We start from the raw sequence: 17,752 nt of genomic DNA, 5'->3' as shown, positions 1-17,752 counted from the left end.
TAATTTTTTTATTAAAAATTTCGAATGAAGTAAATGAATAAAATTATTAAATTCCATGAATTTAATAATTCTAATAAAGAATAATCCGTAAAATCAAATTTTATTGGAACAATAGATATATATCCATTATTCAATGCCCATTCGTCGTCTGTATTATCTATTTGATGATTATCAACAATAAAATTTCCTGAAAGCCAATAATAATTTTTTCCTCTAGGATTAGTCCGTCTTTCAAAAAAACCTTTCCATTTAGATTTAGCCTGTTTACATATTTTAATACCTTTTATTTTTTTCTTTTTTTCCAATTTTGGGATATTAACATTAAGAATAATTATTTTATTTGAATCATAATAATTAATAACTTTTTTGACTATTTTACATATCTCTTCTTTTAAAGAAGAGATATAATAAAAATCTTTATTCCATTGAGTATCTAATAAAGAAAAACCTATAGCAGGAATTCCATATATTCCCGCTTCAATTACAGCGGATAGTGTTCCAGAATATATAACATTTATAGAAGAATTAGATCCATGATTTATCCCTGATACACAAATATCTGGTTTTTTTGGTAAAATATTATTAATAGCTATTTTTACACAATCTACAGGAGTCCCAGAACACTTCCATTCTTTTTGAATTCCATTATCTATTTTAACTGATTCACAATATAAAATTGTATCCATAGTAATAGCATGAGAAATTCCTGATTTATGTTGATTTGGAGCTATTACATATACTTCTCCTAAAGTATTCATCATATGAACAAGAGCCCTAATTCCGGGAGCATAAATACCGTCATCATTAGTTACTAGAATAATTGGCCTTCTTTTTATCATTATTTTTTAATTCATAAAATTATTTTTTAGTTTATAAACTTTCGCTACATCTGCTATGGATTCATAATTTTTCAAATTAATTAACCTTACTCCTTGCGTAGATCGCCCCATTACTCTAATATCTGATATAGAAATACGAATAATAATTCCTGATTTTTTTATAATCATTAGATCATCATCTTTTTCTACATATTTAATAGAAAGTAATTTTCCAGTTTTTTTGGTAATATTTATTGTTTTTATCCCTTTTCCTCCGCGATTAGTTAATCGATAGTCTTTTAAAAGTGATCTTTTTCCAAATCCTTTTTCAGAAACTACTAATAAAGAGCCTTTATCTTTATTTTTTTGTTCAACACATATCATTCCAATTACCATATCTTTTTTATCTTCCGAAAAATTAATACCTATTACTCCATAAGAATTTCTTCCAGTAGATCTAACTTTTTTTTCAGAAAAACGGATTATTTTTCCACTTTTTAATGCAATAAAAACATGACTATCTCCTTTAGTTAAAATAGCTTCTAATAAAGAATCACCTTTTCGAATCATTATAGCTTTTATCCCATATTTTCTAGGACGAGAATAATTATATAACGAAGTTTTTTTTATAATTCCTTTTTTAGTTACCATCATAACATAATAGTCTTTAATATACTGTTTATCAGCAAGATCTCCGGTTAAAATATAAGCATTAACTTTATCATCTTCTTGTAAATTAATAATATTTTGTATGGCTCTACCTTTAGAAATTTTAGATCCTTCTGGAATTTCATAAACTCTTAACCAAAAACATTTTCCTTTTTCTGTAAAAAAAAGTAAATATTGATGATTATTTGCAATTAAAAGATGTTTAAAGTAATCTGATTCTCTTGCAATAGCACCTCTATTTCCTACACCTCCTCTACCTTGAAGTTTATATTCTGATAAATATGTTCTTTTAATATATCCAGCATTAGATATAGTTATAACTACTTGTTTATTTTCAATTAAATTTTCTAAACTTAAATTTTTTTCATTTCCTGAATAATCTATGAAAGTCCGACGATAATCCTGATATTTTTTTCTGATTTCCAAAAGTTCTTCTTTAATAATTTCTTTTCTTATAGAATCTTGAATTAAAATTTTTTCCAAAAACGAAGTTTTTTTTATTAAATCTTCATATTCTTGTTTTATTTTTTTTTGTTCTAAGGAAGTAAGATTTTGTAATCTTAAATCTAAAACAGATTTTGATTGTTCATTCGATAATTCAAATTTTTTGATCAATTTTTCATTAGCATCATTTTTATTTGTAGAATTTATTACTATTGGGATTAAATCATTCAAACGATTTAATATTTTCAAAAATCCTTTCAATATATGTATACGATATTTATATTTTTTTAATTCATATTTTGTTCTACGAATAATTATATCATGCCTATGATGTAAAAAATTTTCAATAAGATCTTTTATATTTAATTGTAATGGTTTACCATGAACTAATGCAATTATATTAACATTAAAATTAGTTTGTAAAGAAGTATATTTAAATAACTTATTTAATAAAATATTTGAATCTGTATTCTGTTTTAGAAAATAAACAATACGTAATCCATTTCTATCTGACTCGTCACGAATTTGATAAATTCCATCCATTTTACCATTTTTTACTAATTCTATAGTTTTAGAAATCATATCTGATTTGTTAACTTGGTAAGGGATTTCATCTACAACTATGCACTGTCTACCTTGTATTTCCTCAAAATGTATTTTAGCACGTAAAACAATTCTTCCTTTTCCTGTATAAAAATAATTTTTTACTCCCTCATATCCATATATGACTCCTCCTGTTGGAAAATCAGGAGCTTTAATATATTTCATAATTTGTTCTATAGATAAATCATTATTATCTATGTAATAACAAATAGCATCTATAGTTTCTTTTAAATTATGGGGTGGAATATTAGTTGCTAATCCAACAGCAATTCCAGATGATCCATTGATTAATAAATTTGGAATTTTTGTTGGTAAAACATTAGGTTCTTCTAAAGAATCATCAAAATTTAATTGCATATCCACAGTATCTTTTCTTAGATCTGATAACATTTCTTCTGCAATTTTTTTCATTTTTACTTCAGTATACCGCATAGCAGCTGGTGGATCCGAATCTATAGATCCGAAATTTCCTTGTCCATCTATCAATGGATAACGTAAAGTCCATTTTTGCGCCATTCGTACCATAGTATCATAAACCGAAATATCTCCATGTGGATGATATTTTCCCAATACTTCACCTACAATACGCGCAGATTTTTTATAAGTACTAGTGGATAGTATACCCAATTGATACATACCGTAAAGAACTCTTCTATGTACTGGTTTTAATCCATCTCTAACATCCGGTAAAGCTCTAGAAACAATTACTGACATGGAGTAATCTATATAAGAGGATTTCATTTCATCTTCAATATTAATTGAAATCAATTTTTCTCCTTCACTCATTTTTTATTTTAATTGAAATTTTTTAATATAAATATATAATCAATTTTTAGTTTTAGAATCATTTAAGTTTGATAAAACTTTTTTTAATAATAGAATTATCAATTTTACAATTATAAGAACATGAACCAATTTTATTCAATAATGAAAATTGAAAATCCATTTTTTCATTTTTTTTATCATGTTTCATTATATTAATCAATTCTTTAATTTCTGAATCTATAAATCCTTTTTTTATTGGATAAAAATTCATTAAAGTTGACTTTATTTCGTTATAATTTTCTATGGATAATTTATTTTCTTTATAAGATATCCATGACTCGTAAATAATTCCATTTGCTATAGCTACTCCATGCATAATTTTTTTTTTATTCAAAAAAAAACTTTCTAAGGCATGTCCAATAGTATGTCCAAAATTAAGAATTTTTCTTAATCCTTTTTCTTTTGGATCTTTATGAACAATTTCTATTTTTATTTCAATAGATCTTTTAATTAAATAATTTTTTTTATCAGAAAAATTTTTATTTTTTATATAAAAATAATTTTCCTTCATTTCTTTCCAAAAAGATTTATCCCATATTAATCCATGTTTAAACATTTCAGCCATCCCAGATATAATTTCTTTATCTGGAAGTGTTTTTAAAAAATTAGTATCTATAATTAATAGTTCTGGAATATAAAAAGTTCCTAATTCATTTTTAATGGAGTTTAGATTAACTCCAGTTTTATATCCTATAGCTGCATCAACCATTCCTAACAAAGTAGTGGGAATATTTATATAACGGATTCCTCTTTTAAATATGGATGCTGTAAATCCACCTATATCTGTTAAAACTCCACCCCCTAAATTAATTATCAAACTATTTCTAGTACCTTTATATTTTTCTATTTCTTTACATATTTCAATACATGTATATATATTTTTTTTTTCTTCTCCATTTTTAATATGAATAATATTAGATTTTTTCAAAAAATCTATGTAATATAAAAGTCTAGGAAGACAATATTTGTTAGTTATGTTATCTACTAAAATAAATAAATCATTTGCAGAAAAAATATTATCAAGTAAATATATTTTTAATCGTTCATAAGCTTCTTCATTAAAAAAAATTTTAGTTTTATAATTATTCATATTCATTAGAATAAATTTTTAATATTGTATTTATTTTTTTTTTTTTTTTAATATTATTATTTATTTTAATCATTCAGTAAAATAAAATATATTATATAACCAAAAGCATATAAAAATAAAACCTATTATCAAAAAAAATATATTAGGAATCCATCCTAATATATCAATATATTTGAATAAATACTTCACAAAAAACAAAGATTATAATTTATAACAATTTATATTTATTCTAAAAATAAGTTTTTTTTAAAAAATGGAAATATTTAATTCTTTATTATTTTATCATAATCATTATCATGTTACTAATAGATTTTTGGGATTTTTTTCATAATTTATTTAATCCTAGATGGATTTTTTTGTATTTTGGAAATACTGCAATTTTTATTCTTTTAGCAATTGTTTTTGCAGAGACTGGATTTTTTATTGGATTCTTATTACCTGGGGATTCTCTATTATTTACAGCAGGAATATTTGGAGAAGATTTATGCAAAAATTTTTATAATGTTCCTTTTTTTGTTATTGTTTTAATTGTGGCATTAGTTGCTGTACTAGGAAATATTCAAGGATATTGGTTAGGATATAAATCAGGAAAATTACTATATAAAAAAGAAGATTCTTTCTTCTTTAAGAAGAAACATTTAATTTTAGCGAAAAATTTTTATACAAAATATAAGGCGACAGCTTTAATTATAAGTCGTTTTTTGCCAATGTTTCGTTCTTTTGCTCCTATTGTAGCAGGGGCTATTAGAGTAAATTTTAAAAAATTTATGATATATAATATTATTGGAGCTATTATTTGGACATTTTCTATAATGTCTGCTGGACATTATTTAGATAAGAATTTTCCTGAATTAAAAAATCATTTAGAATGGATAATTTTATTAATTGTAATTACTACTACTTTTCCGGTTATATTTAAATTAATGATCAATAAAAATAAAAAAGTACTTATTTAAGTTTATTATTTCTTTTTTTTAAAAAAAAATTATGTATTAACGATTTACATTGATTCTTCATAATTCCAGAAATATATTTAGTCTTTGGATGTAATTTTATTCCATATGATAAAAATCCGTTATTATTATAATTAGAAGTACCCCAAACTATTTTTCCAATTTTGGACCAGAAAATTGCTCCAGCACACATAATGCATGGTTCTAATGTAACATAAAGAGTACATTCATTTATATATTTTTTTCCTAGATAATTAGAAGCCAAATTTATAGCTAAAATTTCTGCATGTGCAGTAATATTACTTAAAGTTTCAGTTAAATTATGAGTTTTTGCTATAACAATATTATTATGTATTATTACCGCCCCTATGGGGATTTCATTTTCTTTATATGCAAAAACGGCTTCTTTTATCGCTATTTTCATAAAATGAAAATGTTTCATTATTCTTCTTTGTTTACGCGTGATGTACGAGTATCTTTTATTCTGATTATTAATGTATTATCTGGGTTTAATATTATAAATTTATCATTTTTTATTTCTTTTACATTCATTTTATCTCCTATATCTAAAGAATCAATATTTATATTGATAAATTCTGGAATATTATATGGTAATGCTTTTATTTTCAAATTTTTAATTGGTGAATAATATTCTCCACCTTTAGATACTCCAATAGGTATACCCGAAAATTTTATAGGAATATTTAAAATAATTGGGGTTAATTTGTCGATTTTATAAAAATCTACATGTAAAATGTTATCTTTTACAGGATCATATTGGACCTCTTTTTTGATTGCTTTTATAGGTTTATCAATTCCTTTTAATGTTAGAATAATTCCAAAAATATCAGTATTAAGAATTATATCTTTTAAAACTTCTAATGAAGTAGAAAAAGGAATATTTATATTTTTTCCATATAAAATGCATGGAATTTTTTTAGATTTTCTTATAAAATTAATATAATTTCTATTTTTAGTATTTCTTTCTTCTCCGTATATATTTATATATTTCATTATAGATACTTTTTATATAATAAATTTACTACTAATAGATTCGTCATTTTGTATGGATTGCATAACTTCCGCAAAAAGTGGGGCACAAGATAAAACTTTAATTTTTTTATTTTTATTCATGAAATTTTTTATTGGTATAGTATCTGTTACTATTAATTCTTTAAGAGAAGAATTATTTATTTTCTCATATGAATTACCTGATAATACTGGATGAGTTGCTATAGCACGAACGCTTTTAGCTCCATTTTTTATGATCAAATCAGCTGCTTCTGTTAAAGTTCCAGCTGTATCTACCATATCATCTATAAGTATGATATTTTTTTCTTTTACATTACCTATAAGATTCATAAATTCTATTTCATTTGCTTTTTTTCTTTCTTTATAACATATAACAACATCAGTCCCTAAATATCCAGCATAGCTTCTAGCTCTTTTTGCTCCTCCCATATCTGGAGATGCAATGGTTAATTTATCTATATTTAATTTTTTAATATAATTAATAAATATTCTAGAAGCATATAAATGATCTACCGGAATATCAAAAAATCCTTGAATTTGATCTGCATGTAAATCCATGGTCATCATTCTAGATGCTCCTGCAGCTACTATTAAATTTGCTACTAATTTTGCTGCAATAGGAGTTCTTGGTTGATCTTTATGATCTTGTCTAGCCCAACCAAAATATGGAATTAATAATGTTATATTATAAGCAGAAGCTCTTCTAGCTGCATCACACATGAGTAATAACTCCATCAAATTATCCACTGGAGGGTAAGTAGAACCTATCAAAAAAACTTTATATCCACGAATAGATTGTTCAAAACGAGGTATGTATTCTCCATCACTAAATTTTAAAAATTTTACTTTTCCAATAACCTTACCATAGTGATTCGCTATATCTTGAGATAATTTCAATCCACTCTTTGTAGAAAAGAATAGAATTTTTTGACTCATAGTCATAATTTTTATTTTTTGTATGCAAAAATACTTTTTAAATTTCATCAAATATAAAAAATTTTTAATATGAAACAGTATATAGATTTATTGAAAAACATATTGAAAAATGGTCAAAAAAAAAAAGATAGAACTGGAGTAGGGACTATTAGTATATTTGGATCTCAAATGAGATATAACTTAAATCATGGATTTCCTCTTTTAACTACTAAAAGATTGAATATAAATGCTATAATTCATGAATTATTGTGGTTTTTAAAAGGATCTACTAACATAATTTACTTGAATAAAAATAATGTTAATATTTGGAATGAATGGGCAGATAAAGATGGTGATCTTGGCCCAATATATGGATTTCAATGGAGAAGATGGCCGTCTTATGATAATGATCCTATTGATCAAATCCATAATCTTATACACGATATCGAACATAATCCTTATTCAAGAAGAATGATCGTTTCTACTTGGAATGTAGGAATGATAAAAAATATGGCATTACCTCCGTGTCATTTGCTATTTCAAGTTTATGTATTAAATAAAGAATTATCACTACTCTTATATCAAAGAAGTGCTGACGCATTTTTAGGGTTACCTTTTAATATTGCTTCATATTCATTATTAATTATAATGATAGCTAAGACACTAAATTTAAAAGTAAAAGAATTTATTCATGTTATAGGAGATGCTCATATTTATAATAATCATATTAAACAAGTAAAACTTCAAATCAGTAGAACACCTAGAAAACTTCCAACAATGACTATTAATCCATTTATAAAAAATATTTTTAATTTTTCTTTTAAAGATTTTAAATTAATAAATTATAATCCTCATCCTCATATTAAAGGTGATGTAGCTATCTAATTTATTTTTTTTCTAACAACCAATTCTTAAATTGATAAAAGTTATTATTTAATGATATATTTTTTATTTTTCCTTTTAATTCTAAAAATTTTTCTAATTTTTTTGGAATATTTATATTTTTTTGAATATGAAATGGCATAATTTCCTTAAATTTTATAGGATGCGCGGTTTCTAAAAAAATTGAATTATATAAAATTCTATCATTTTTTTTAAAATGATGTATAATTCCTGAATAACCAATAGCACCATGTGGATCTAAAATATATTTATATTTTTTCCAAACCATATCTATGCTAGATAGAGTTTGTTCATCGGTAAATTTATAAGAATATAACTTTTTTTTTAATTGATAAAAATCTTTTTTATATAAAAAATTCCATATTCTAGGAAAATTACTAGGATTGGAAATATCCATAGCATTTGATATAGTTTTTTTTGTACACATAGGAATGAATTTATTAGATGATAAAAATCTAGGTATAGTATCATTAATATTAGTAGAAGCAATGAAAAATTTTATCGGTAATCCCATTTTTTCAGCCATCATTCCAGCACAAATATTTCCAAAATTACCACTAGGAACTGAAAAAATTAAATCCATATTATTATCTTCTTTTTCTTTAATTTTTTTATAAGCGAAAAAATAATACAACATTTGAGGTAACCATCTAGCTATATTAATAGAATTAGCAGAGGTTAATATATATTTTTTTTTAATTTCTTTATCTAAAAAAGATTTCTTAACAATGTTTTGGCAATCATCAAAATTTCCATCAATTTCCAAAGCTAATATATTAGATCCTAAAGTAGTAATTTGTTTTTTTTGTAAATTACTAATATTGTTACGTGGATATAATATAATAACTTCTATTCCTAATTTTTTATAAAATCCTCTAGCTACAGCAGCACCAGTATCTCCAGAAGTTGCCACTAGAATAGTGATAATTTTTCCTATTTTTTTTGAAAAAAAATCTAAACATTCTGACATAAATTTTACTCCAATATCTTTAAAAGCTAGTGTAGGTCCATGAAAAAGTTCTAGAGAATAAACTTTTTCATGGAGCATTTTTAATGGAAAAGGTATTTTTAAAGTTTGATTGACTATATTATAAATATATTTTTTTGGAATAGATTTTCCTATATAACAAGATATAACTTCCATTGCAATAGAATAAATATCTTGATTAAATATTTCTTTTTTTAAAAAAAAAGATTCTAATTTTGGAATGTATTGAGGAACATATAAATCACCATCTGGTGATAATCCATTTAATACAGCTTCTTCAAATGATACTAAATCTTTTTTATTTTTTAAACTATGATATAACATTATATATATTTATTTATTTAATTTAAATTAATATTAATCCATTTCAGTCCATTTTAATCCATTTTGGTTGATAGAAGATGTATAAGTTTTATAATCAATTCTTAATGAAGAATAAACTCGATTCATTATTTTAGTGACTTTTTTTGCTATTTTATTCCCTTTACTTAACATAAAAATAGATGGACCAGATCCTGAAATCCCCCCCCCTAAGGCTCCTATTTCTTTACATTTTTTTTTTAATTCATAAAATGCTGGAATTAACATGGATCTTATTGGCTCTACAATAACATCTTCTAATGATCTACTAATTAAATCATAATTTTCTTGATATAATCCTGCTACTAATGCACCGATATTTCCCCATTGTTGAATAGCATTTTTCATTAAAATGTATTTTTTTAATATTTCTCTAGCATCTGATGTTTTTATTTCAATTTTTGGATGTATTAAGCTAATCCAAAGTTGATTAGGAGCATGTAATTTAGTGATATCTAAAGGATGATAACTACGAACTAAAGTTAATCCTCCCATAATTGCAGGAGCTACATTATCCGCATGTGCGGATCCACTTGCAACTCTTTCTCCTTCCATAGCGAAACGAATTAATTGAATGGTATTAAAAGGATTTTCTAATAAAACATTTGCACCAAAAACTACACCGGCAGCACTAGCTGCACTAGATCCTATTCCACTACCAGGATTAATATTTTTAATTAATTCTATTTCAAATCCTATATTATTTATTTTTTTTAATTGATAATATTTATTTAAAAAAAAATGTAATGCGGCAAATGCAGCATTTTTTTTAGGATCTTTGGGTAAAGAAGTTCCGTAAATCTTATTAATTCTGATTCCAGGGGAATTAGATTTATACATATAAATTTCATCTTTCGGATAATTTAGAGCTAATCCTATTATATCAAAACCACAAACTAAATTGGCTATAGTAGCTGGTGCAAATATTTTTATTGCCTTCATATAATAATACTACTTATAATACACTTTTATCTATTACTTAGTTGCTTTTATAATATCTGAAAATACTCCCGATGCAGTTACTTCAGCACCAGCACCAGCTCCTTTTATAATCAGAGGTTGTTCAGAATAACGAAATGTATTATATAGCACCATATTATCTTTTCCTTCTAATTGAAAAAATGGATGGGTTTGATTAACTGATTCTAATCCAACAGAAGCTGTTCCATTTTCATAACGTGCAATAAAACGTAATTTTTTATTATTTTTTTCTGCATTATATCTTATTTCAAAAAAATAATTATTATGTTTATATAATTCTTGATAAAATTCTTCTAAAGATTTAGATTCATAACAACTTTCAGGTAAAAAATTTTTTTGATTTATATCATTAATTTCTAATGGATTTCCGCATTCTCTTGCTAAAATTAATATTTTTCGCATTACATCTAGTCCATTTAAATCAATACGAGGATCAGGCTCTGTGAATCCTTTTAATTGAGCATATTTAACTACTTCTAAAAATGATTCTTTTCCTATAAAATGATTAAATATAAAATTTAAACTGCCTGATAAAACGGCTTCAATTTTATTAATTTTATCTCCACTATTTATAAGATCATTAAGAGTACTAATTACTGGTAAACTAGCACCAACATTAGTTTCGAATAAAAATGGAGCTTTGAAATGTCTTGACAGTATTTTTAATTTTTTATAATGTTCATAGTTGGAAGAACAAGCAATTTTATTACAAGTGATAACACCTACTCCATTTTTAAGAAAATTATCATAAATCATGGCAATTTCTTTACTGGCAGTATTATCAACAAATAAACTATTTCTTAAATTTAATCTCGATACTTTTTTCATTAAAGAATGAATATTCATTTTATTTCCTTTATGTAAATAATGATTCCATTGAGTTAAATTTATTCCACGATTATTAAAATACATTTTTTTACTATTAGCTAATCCTATAATTCTAACTTGTAATTTTAATTCTTTTAATAAATAGTTTTTTTGTTTTCTTATTTGTTCAATTAATTTACTTCCTACCTGTCCCACTCCACAAATAAATAAATTTATTTGTTTTGGTGGGCTTTCAAAAAATGCTTCATGTAAAGTATTTAATGCTTTTTTAAAATCTTCTTTACGAATAACAGCAGATATATTTTTTTCGGTTGAACCTTGAGCTATAGCTCTAACATTAATACTATTTCTACCTAAAGCAGAAAACATTTTTCCACTAGTTCCATGAAGATTTTTCATATTATCTCCTACTACAGCTATAATACATAATTTTTTTTCTATCATTAATGGATCAATATATTTTTGTTTTATTTCTTGGGAAAATTCATTGTAAATTGCTTTTTTAGCTTTCATTAGATCAGTATCATGGACTCCTGTAGTTATTGAATGTTCTGAAGAACTTTGAGTGATGAATATTACATTTATTTTTTCTAATGATAATGCTTCAAATAATCGTTTGGAATAACCAGGTACCCCTACCATTCCACTACCTTTTAATGTAAGTAAAGATATGTTTTGAATTCCGGAAATACCAGTTACTGGTTGACTGATATTCGTATTTTTGTTAATATAAATAAGTGTACCGGAATCTATTGTAGAAAAAGTATTTTTAATTTTTATAGGAATATTTCTTTTCATAACAGGTTGTATTGTAGGAGGATAAATTACTTTTGCTCCAAAATGGGATAATTCCATAGCTTCTTCATAAGAAATTTCCTTAATAGGAAAAGCTTGATTAACTATTTTTGGGTTAGCAGTCATCATTCCACTTACATCGGTCCATATTTCTAATATATTTGCAGATATAGCAGCGGCCAATATAGAAGCAGTATAATCGGACCCTCCACGTCCAAGAGTAGTAGTTTCATTATTTATAGTTGCGCCAATAAATCCTGGAAAAACAGTATAATCCGATACATTGTTTTCATGGAAATATTTATTAATACGATGATTGCTATTTATAAAATCTACTTGTGCACATCCAAATTGAGAATCTGTAACAATTAAATCTCTACTATCTTTACATTTAGTATTTAATCCAGATTGTTTTAATTTTTCAGAAATTAAAAAAGATGAACTCAATTCTCCAAAACTCATTATTTTATCCAATGAACGTTTTGATAATTCTTCTACCTGGAAAATTCCATCACATAAATTTTCTAAATCATTCATATTTTTTTTTATCCAACCAATTAAATGACTTTGATAAGTAATTGGAAATAGGTCTTTAATAATTTTAATATGACGTTTTTCTATTTTTTCTAAAATATTTTTATATATATTTTTTCTTTTAGAAGCAAATTTTCCACAATTAATTAATTGATCGGTAATATTTCCTAATGCAGATACTACAATTGCATATTTTCCCTTAGGTTTTTTTTCTAATAAAGAACAAATACATTTTATGGAATTAGAATGAGCTATAGAACTGCCTCCAAACTTTAAAACTTGCATTTTTTTACAATTTTTCCATCATTAAAACAATGACAAAAATAACTATAATTTATGTAGAGAATCTGTTTTTAATTAATAGTTATCATTAGAATAAAAAATATATTATAAAAAATTTTATTTTTTACTAATAATTATTTATAACTTTAAAAAATATCTTATGAATTTAGTATTAATTGGTGTTTTTTAAATTATTATGGATGACTACTTAAAAATAGTATATATATGCATTTAACTTCTTATGAAAAAGAAAAATTACTCTTACATTTAGCAGGAGAATTGGCAAAAAATCGTTTAAAAAGAGGAATAAAATTAAATTATCCTGAATCTTTAGCATTGATAACTAATTATATTATGGAAGGAGCTAGGGAAGGAAAAACTGTAAAAGAAATTATAAAGGAATCTGGAAATATTATAAATAATGAACAGGTAATGGATGGTGTTCCTCATTTGCTTAAAAATGTACAAGTAGAAGCAACATTTCCTGATGGAACTAAATTGGTTAGCGTTCATAATCCTATTAAAATAAAAAAATCAAAAAAAGATAATAAATCGATCATACCTGGTCAATATAATCTTTTTAATGAAAAAATTTCTTTATTACCTAATAGAAATCGTATCAAAATATTAGTAAAAAATGGTGGTAGTAGACCTATTCAAGTTGGATCTCATTTTCATTTTTATGAAACTAATTCGAATCTTATTTTTAAAAGAGAAAAAACTAAAGGTTATCGTTTAGATATTCTTTCTGGAAGATCAATTAGATTCGAACCAGGAGAAACAAAAGAAATTTTTTTAGTAGAAATAGGTGGGAGTAAGAAAATTTATGGATTTTCAGGTAAAATAAGAAAAATATGAAAAAAGTCTCTAGAAAAGATTATTCTAGTATATATGGACCTACTAAAGGAGATAAAATTCGTTTAGGAGACACTGATTTATGGATAGAAATAGAAAAAGATTATACTATTTATGGAGATGAATGTGTTTTTGGAGGAGGAAAAGTAATTAGGGATGGAATGGGACAACATCCTATTGCTACAAGAAATGATGGAGTTTTGGATTTAGTAATTACTAATGCTGTTATTATTGACTATTGGGGGATTGTAAAAGCTGATATTGGAATCAAAGATGGAATTATTGTCGGAATAGGAAAATCTGGAAATCCATATTTTATGGATGGAGTAAATCCTAATATGTATATAGGAGCAGGAACTGAAGTTATTTCTTCAGAAAATTTAATTGTCACATCTGGTAGTGTAGATAGTCATGTTCATTACATTTGTCCACAATTGCTTGAAGTAGCACTAGAAAGTGGAACTACTACCATTATTGGCGGTGGATCGGGGCCTACAACGGGGACAATTGCTACAAATTGCACTTCAGGAATTTGGAATATAAGAAAAATGTTAAATAGTACTGATCATATTCCTATTAATTTTGTTATACTTGCTCGCGGAAATAGTTCTAATCCAAAAGCACTTATTGAACAAATAGAATCAGGAGCAGGAGGTTTAAAAATTCATGAAGATTGGGGATGTACTCCAAATGTCATTGATCAATGTTTAAATGTTTCCGAAAAATTAGATATACAAGTTAATATTCATACAGATTCATTGAATGAATCTGGTTATATTGAAGATACAATAAAAATATTTAAAAATCGCACTATTCATACTTATCATACAGAAGGAGCAGGGGGTGGACATTCACCAGATTTATTAAAAGTTATATCTTATCCTAATGTTTTACCTTCTTCTACTAGTCCTACTATTCCATATACTTATAATACAATTGATGAACATTTAGATATGTTAATGATATGTCATCATTTAGATTCAAATTTACCAGAAGATATAGCTTTTGCTAAATCTAGAATAAGAAGTGAAACTATTAGTGCAGAAGGCTTTTTGCATGATATTGGTGCAATTAGCATGATAAGTTCTGATTCTCAAGCAATGGGAAGAATAGGGGAAGTAGTAAGACGTACTTGGCAAACAGCTGATAAAATGAAAAAAGAAATAGGATCTAAATGCAATAATGACAATTTTAGAGTAAAAAGATATATATCTAAATATACTATAAATCCTTCTATTACTCATGGTATTTCAGAATATGTAGGATCCATTCATATTGGAAAAATGGCAGATCTTGTTTTATGGAAACCATCTTTTTTTGGAGTAAAACCTGAATTAGTTATAAAAGGTGGAATGATAGTATATGCATGTGTAGGAGATCCAAATGCTACTATTCCTACACCTCAACCATTTATGTATAGAAAAATGTTTGGTTATTTTGATCCAAAATTAAGCAGTATTTTTGTATCATCATCTTCTATCAATAACAATTTTTTTGAAAAAAATAATGTTAAAAAGCAAATAAAAATAATAAAAAAATGTCGCAATCTTTCTAAGAAAGAAATGATATTAAATAGTAATTTACCATCTATAGAAGTAGATCCTAAAAATTATACTGTATATATTAATGGGGATAAAATTGAATCTAATCCATCTAAATTTATACCACTATCTCAAAGATATTTTTTATTTTAAATAATACCCAAGGCGGGAATCGAACCCGCATGATATAAAATCATTGGATTTTGAATCCAACGCGTATACCTATTTTCGCCACTTGGGTTATAAATGTATTTGATATACTATTATTTTCAATTTTTTTAAAAAAATTAATCCATTGTTGTTTTTTTTGTGTAAAAAAACAACTTTTTTTATCTTGGATAAATAGATCAATTTACTACATTCTTTACATGGAGAATGTGTAACATATATAGATGATTCTTTAGATGATAAAGAATAAGAGTATGATAATTTTAATATTGCATTAGCTTCTGCATGTATTACATACCATTTAGTTTTTCCTTTTTCATCTTCACATTCACAATCATTTTTAATTGGGTTTATATTATAACCATTAGATATTATTTTTCTATTATTAACTATAACTGCGCCTACTTTTTTTTTTTACATTTAGAATGTTTTGATTCTTCGATCGCAATTTTCATGTAAGTTAAATCATTTTCTTTATTTATATTATTAAAATAATTTTTCATAAAATTAATTAAAATAAAAAAATATGAAAAAAATATATAGTATTAATAATTTAAATATTAAAAATTTAAAAAAAATTTGTAAAAAAAAAAATTATTTCTTGTAGAAGGATTAAGAGAGTTTAAAATGGCTATAAAAGGAGGGTTTACTCCTATAAAAATATTTATATATGAAAAAATTTTTTTAAAATTTAATTTAATCAAAACATATGAAAATATTTTATTTTCTATAAGTAGAAACATTTTTGAAAAACTAGTATATAGAAAAAATTCTGATGGAATTATAGTTTTGTTTAAAGAGAAACAATTACATCGTTTAAAAACGATAAATTTTAATAACAATAAAAATCTTTATAATTTGATTATTATATTAGATGGAATAGAAAAACCCGGTAATTTAGGTGCAATGTTAAGAATTGCCAATTCGATAGGAGTTAAAATGATAATATTATGTAATATGAAAACTTATATTTTTAATTCTAATGTTATTAGAAATAGTTTAGGAAGCGTTTTTACAAACAAAATTATAATAGAAAAAATAGATTTTGTTATTCATTGGTTAAAAAAAAATAATATAAAAATTATAGTTTCTGGATTACAGGAAAATTCAGAAAATTTATATAATGTAGATTTCTCATCTATTTATGATTTTTCTATTGTTTTTGGTTCTGAAAATAAAGGAGTATCCAATATTTGGATGAATAATGCATATAAGATAATAAAAATTCCAATGTTTGGTGACATTGATTCATTAAATGTAAATAGCGCAATGTCTATAATAACTTATGAAATTATTAGACAAAAATTATTTTTTATTCATTAATTTTTCATAATTATAATCAATTTTTAATTGATTATTTTTATAAGTCATTGTAGATAATTTATCACAAAATTCATTTATATAATGATTATTATGTGATTTTATCCAATGAAAAAATACCAATTTAGTAGTAAAAAATTTTAGAAAAAGTTTCCATAGATCTATATTTTTTTTTTTATAAAAATTATTTTTTTCCCATTCATAAATCCATTTATTATTAACCGCATTAATGATATATTTAGAATCAGTAAATACTATGATAGTATTTTTTTTTGTACGAATATTTTTTAATCCAGTTATTACCGCAAGTAATTCCATTCTATTATTTGTAGTACAACGAAATCCTTCATATATTATGTTTCTATAATAAGAATAGCCAAAAAATTTTTCAATAAAAACGCTATATCCTCCCGGGCCTGGATTGCCTTTTGAAGATCCGTCTGTATAAATATTAATTATTTTATTCATGGATAATTCTTTATTTTTCTATATAAAATTTTTATAGTTGATATTTAATTAAATTAAAATATTATATTTTTTTATAGTTATAGTCGAATAAGTTTTTAAAATTATAATTAAAAAAAATATCACTTTTTATAAAGTTTATAATTATATTCAATTCAATTAACTTCAGTAAAAAATACTATTTTCTAAATATACTTAATCTTTTATTTGTTTATATTATCCTAATACAAAAAATTGATAATTATATATTATTATAATTATAATGTTTTTATTTTTATAAAAAAAGTAAAGGAATAGATATTATAATATGCATAATAAAATTCAAAAAATATTTATGAAAAAAAATTATATTTTTTCATAATAATATTAATTGGATATTTATA

Annotated in this window: 16 protein-coding genes and 1 tRNA gene; 5 read left to right on the top strand and 12 right to left on the bottom strand. The window is 24.2% G+C overall.

Going from position 1 to position 17,752, the window contains the following annotated elements:
- Positions 1-11: 11 nt before the first annotated feature.
- The 3 genes from surE to aroB are packed head-to-tail and all read right to left on the bottom strand — an operon-like array spanning position 12 to position 4,449.
- Positions 12-836, bottom strand: coding sequence for a 5'/3'-nucleotidase SurE (gene surE, locus H0H58_RS00690; protein WP_185865271.1), 825 nt, complete (start codon positions 834-836; stop codon positions 12-14).
- Between the two features lie 9 nt (positions 837-845).
- Positions 846-3,320, bottom strand: coding sequence for a DNA gyrase subunit A (gene gyrA, locus H0H58_RS00685; RefSeq protein WP_185865130.1), 2,475 nt, complete (start codon positions 3,318-3,320; stop codon positions 846-848).
- Between the two features lie 58 nt (positions 3,321-3,378).
- Positions 3,379-4,449, bottom strand: a complete 1,071-nt coding sequence (gene aroB / locus H0H58_RS00680) for a 3-dehydroquinate synthase (protein WP_185865129.1) — start codon at positions 4,447-4,449, stop codon at positions 3,379-3,381.
- A 296-nt stretch (positions 4,450-4,745) separates the two neighbouring features.
- Between aroB and H0H58_RS00675 the strand changes: the two genes are divergently transcribed.
- The gene (locus H0H58_RS00675; RefSeq protein ID WP_185865128.1) at positions 4,746-5,405 is read left to right on the top strand and encodes a DedA family protein; all 660 of its coding nucleotides are present in this window, start codon (positions 4,746-4,748) and stop codon (positions 5,403-5,405) included.
- Here H0H58_RS00675 and H0H58_RS00670 read toward each other — a convergent pair.
- Genes H0H58_RS00670 through H0H58_RS00660 form a run of 3 tightly spaced genes read right to left on the bottom strand, consistent with a single transcriptional unit; the run spans position 5,398 to position 7,370 of the window.
- Positions 5,398-5,844 (bottom strand): nucleoside deaminase, encoded by a 447-nt coding sequence (locus tag H0H58_RS00670; RefSeq protein ID WP_185865127.1) that lies wholly within the window; start codon positions 5,842-5,844, stop codon positions 5,398-5,400. The two genes, H0H58_RS00675 and H0H58_RS00670, sit on opposite strands and share 8 nt — an antisense overlap.
- Positions 5,844-6,416: a 50S ribosomal protein L25 gene (locus tag H0H58_RS00665; RefSeq protein WP_185865126.1), complete on the bottom strand. Its 573-nt coding sequence runs from the start codon at positions 6,414-6,416 to the stop codon at positions 5,844-5,846. Before H0H58_RS00665 ends, H0H58_RS00670 begins: the two co-directional genes overlap by 1 nt.
- 12 nt (positions 6,417-6,428) lie before the next feature.
- On the bottom strand, positions 6,429-7,370 hold the full coding sequence (locus H0H58_RS00660) for a ribose-phosphate pyrophosphokinase (RefSeq protein ID WP_185865270.1): 942 nt from the start codon (positions 7,368-7,370) through the stop codon (positions 6,429-6,431).
- Positions 7,371-7,439: 69 nt separating this feature from the next.
- On the opposite strand from H0H58_RS00660, the gene H0H58_RS00655 reads away from it, so the two are divergent.
- Positions 7,440-8,234, top strand: coding sequence for a thymidylate synthase (locus H0H58_RS00655; RefSeq protein WP_185865125.1), 795 nt, complete (start codon positions 7,440-7,442; stop codon positions 8,232-8,234).
- A 1-nt stretch (position 8,235) separates the two neighbouring features.
- Here H0H58_RS00655 and thrC read toward each other — a convergent pair whose 3' ends face one another.
- Genes thrC through thrA form a run of 3 tightly spaced genes read right to left on the bottom strand, consistent with a single transcriptional unit; the run spans position 8,236 to position 13,023 of the window.
- Positions 8,236-9,564, bottom strand: coding sequence for a threonine synthase (thrC, locus tag H0H58_RS00650; protein ID WP_185865124.1), 1,329 nt, complete (start codon positions 9,562-9,564; stop codon positions 8,236-8,238).
- Positions 9,565-9,597: 33 nt separating this feature from the next.
- Complete coding sequence (locus tag H0H58_RS00645; RefSeq protein ID WP_185865123.1) at positions 9,598-10,542, bottom strand: homoserine kinase; 945 nt, start codon at positions 10,540-10,542, stop codon at positions 9,598-9,600.
- 33 nt (positions 10,543-10,575) lie between these two features.
- Positions 10,576-13,023 carry a bifunctional aspartate kinase/homoserine dehydrogenase I gene (thrA, locus tag H0H58_RS00640; RefSeq protein WP_185865122.1) on the bottom strand — a complete coding sequence of 816 codons (2,448 nt, stop codon included), beginning with the start codon at positions 13,021-13,023 and terminating at the stop codon, positions 10,576-10,578.
- A gap of 222 nt (positions 13,024-13,245) precedes the next feature.
- On the opposite strand from thrA, the gene ureA reads away from it, so the two are divergent.
- Together ureA and ureC are read left to right on the top strand one after the other, a co-directional pair.
- Positions 13,246-13,878: an urease subunit gamma gene (gene ureA, locus H0H58_RS00635; RefSeq protein ID WP_185865121.1), complete on the top strand. Its 633-nt coding sequence runs from the start codon at positions 13,246-13,248 to the stop codon at positions 13,876-13,878.
- Positions 13,875-15,569, top strand: a complete 1,695-nt coding sequence (gene ureC / locus H0H58_RS00630; protein ID WP_185865120.1) for an urease subunit alpha — start codon at positions 13,875-13,877, stop codon at positions 15,567-15,569. Before ureA ends, ureC begins: the two co-directional genes overlap by 4 nt.
- Before the next feature lie 4 nt (positions 15,570-15,573).
- On the opposite strand, the gene H0H58_RS00625 is transcribed toward ureC, so the two are convergent.
- A tRNA-Leu gene (locus H0H58_RS00625) sits at positions 15,574-15,657 on the bottom strand.
- Positions 15,657-15,938: a deaminase gene (locus H0H58_RS00620; protein WP_317168437.1), complete on the bottom strand. Its 282-nt coding sequence runs from the start codon at positions 15,936-15,938 to the stop codon at positions 15,657-15,659. Before H0H58_RS00620 ends, H0H58_RS00625 begins: the two co-directional genes overlap by 1 nt.
- A 273-nt stretch (positions 15,939-16,211) precedes the next feature.
- Here H0H58_RS00620 and H0H58_RS00615 point away from each other — a divergent pair, with 273 nt between their 5' ends.
- Positions 16,212-16,907, top strand: coding sequence for a TrmH family RNA methyltransferase (locus tag H0H58_RS00615; protein ID WP_238785157.1), 696 nt, complete (start codon positions 16,212-16,214; stop codon positions 16,905-16,907).
- Here H0H58_RS00615 and H0H58_RS00610 read toward each other — a convergent pair.
- Positions 16,890-17,372 (bottom strand): ribonuclease HI, encoded by a 483-nt coding sequence (locus tag H0H58_RS00610; protein ID WP_185865119.1) that lies wholly within the window; start codon positions 17,370-17,372, stop codon positions 16,890-16,892. The two genes, H0H58_RS00615 and H0H58_RS00610, sit on opposite strands and share 18 nt — an antisense overlap.
- Between the last annotated feature and the right edge of the window lie 380 nt (positions 17,373-17,752).

Origin of the sequence: Blattabacterium cuenoti, from assembly GCF_014251775.1 — a bacterium.
GTDB classification, from domain to species: Bacteria; Bacteroidota; Bacteroidia; order Flavobacteriales; family Blattabacteriaceae; genus Blattabacterium; species Blattabacterium cuenoti_H.
This window is presented reverse-complemented; position numbering and strand designations above follow the sequence as displayed.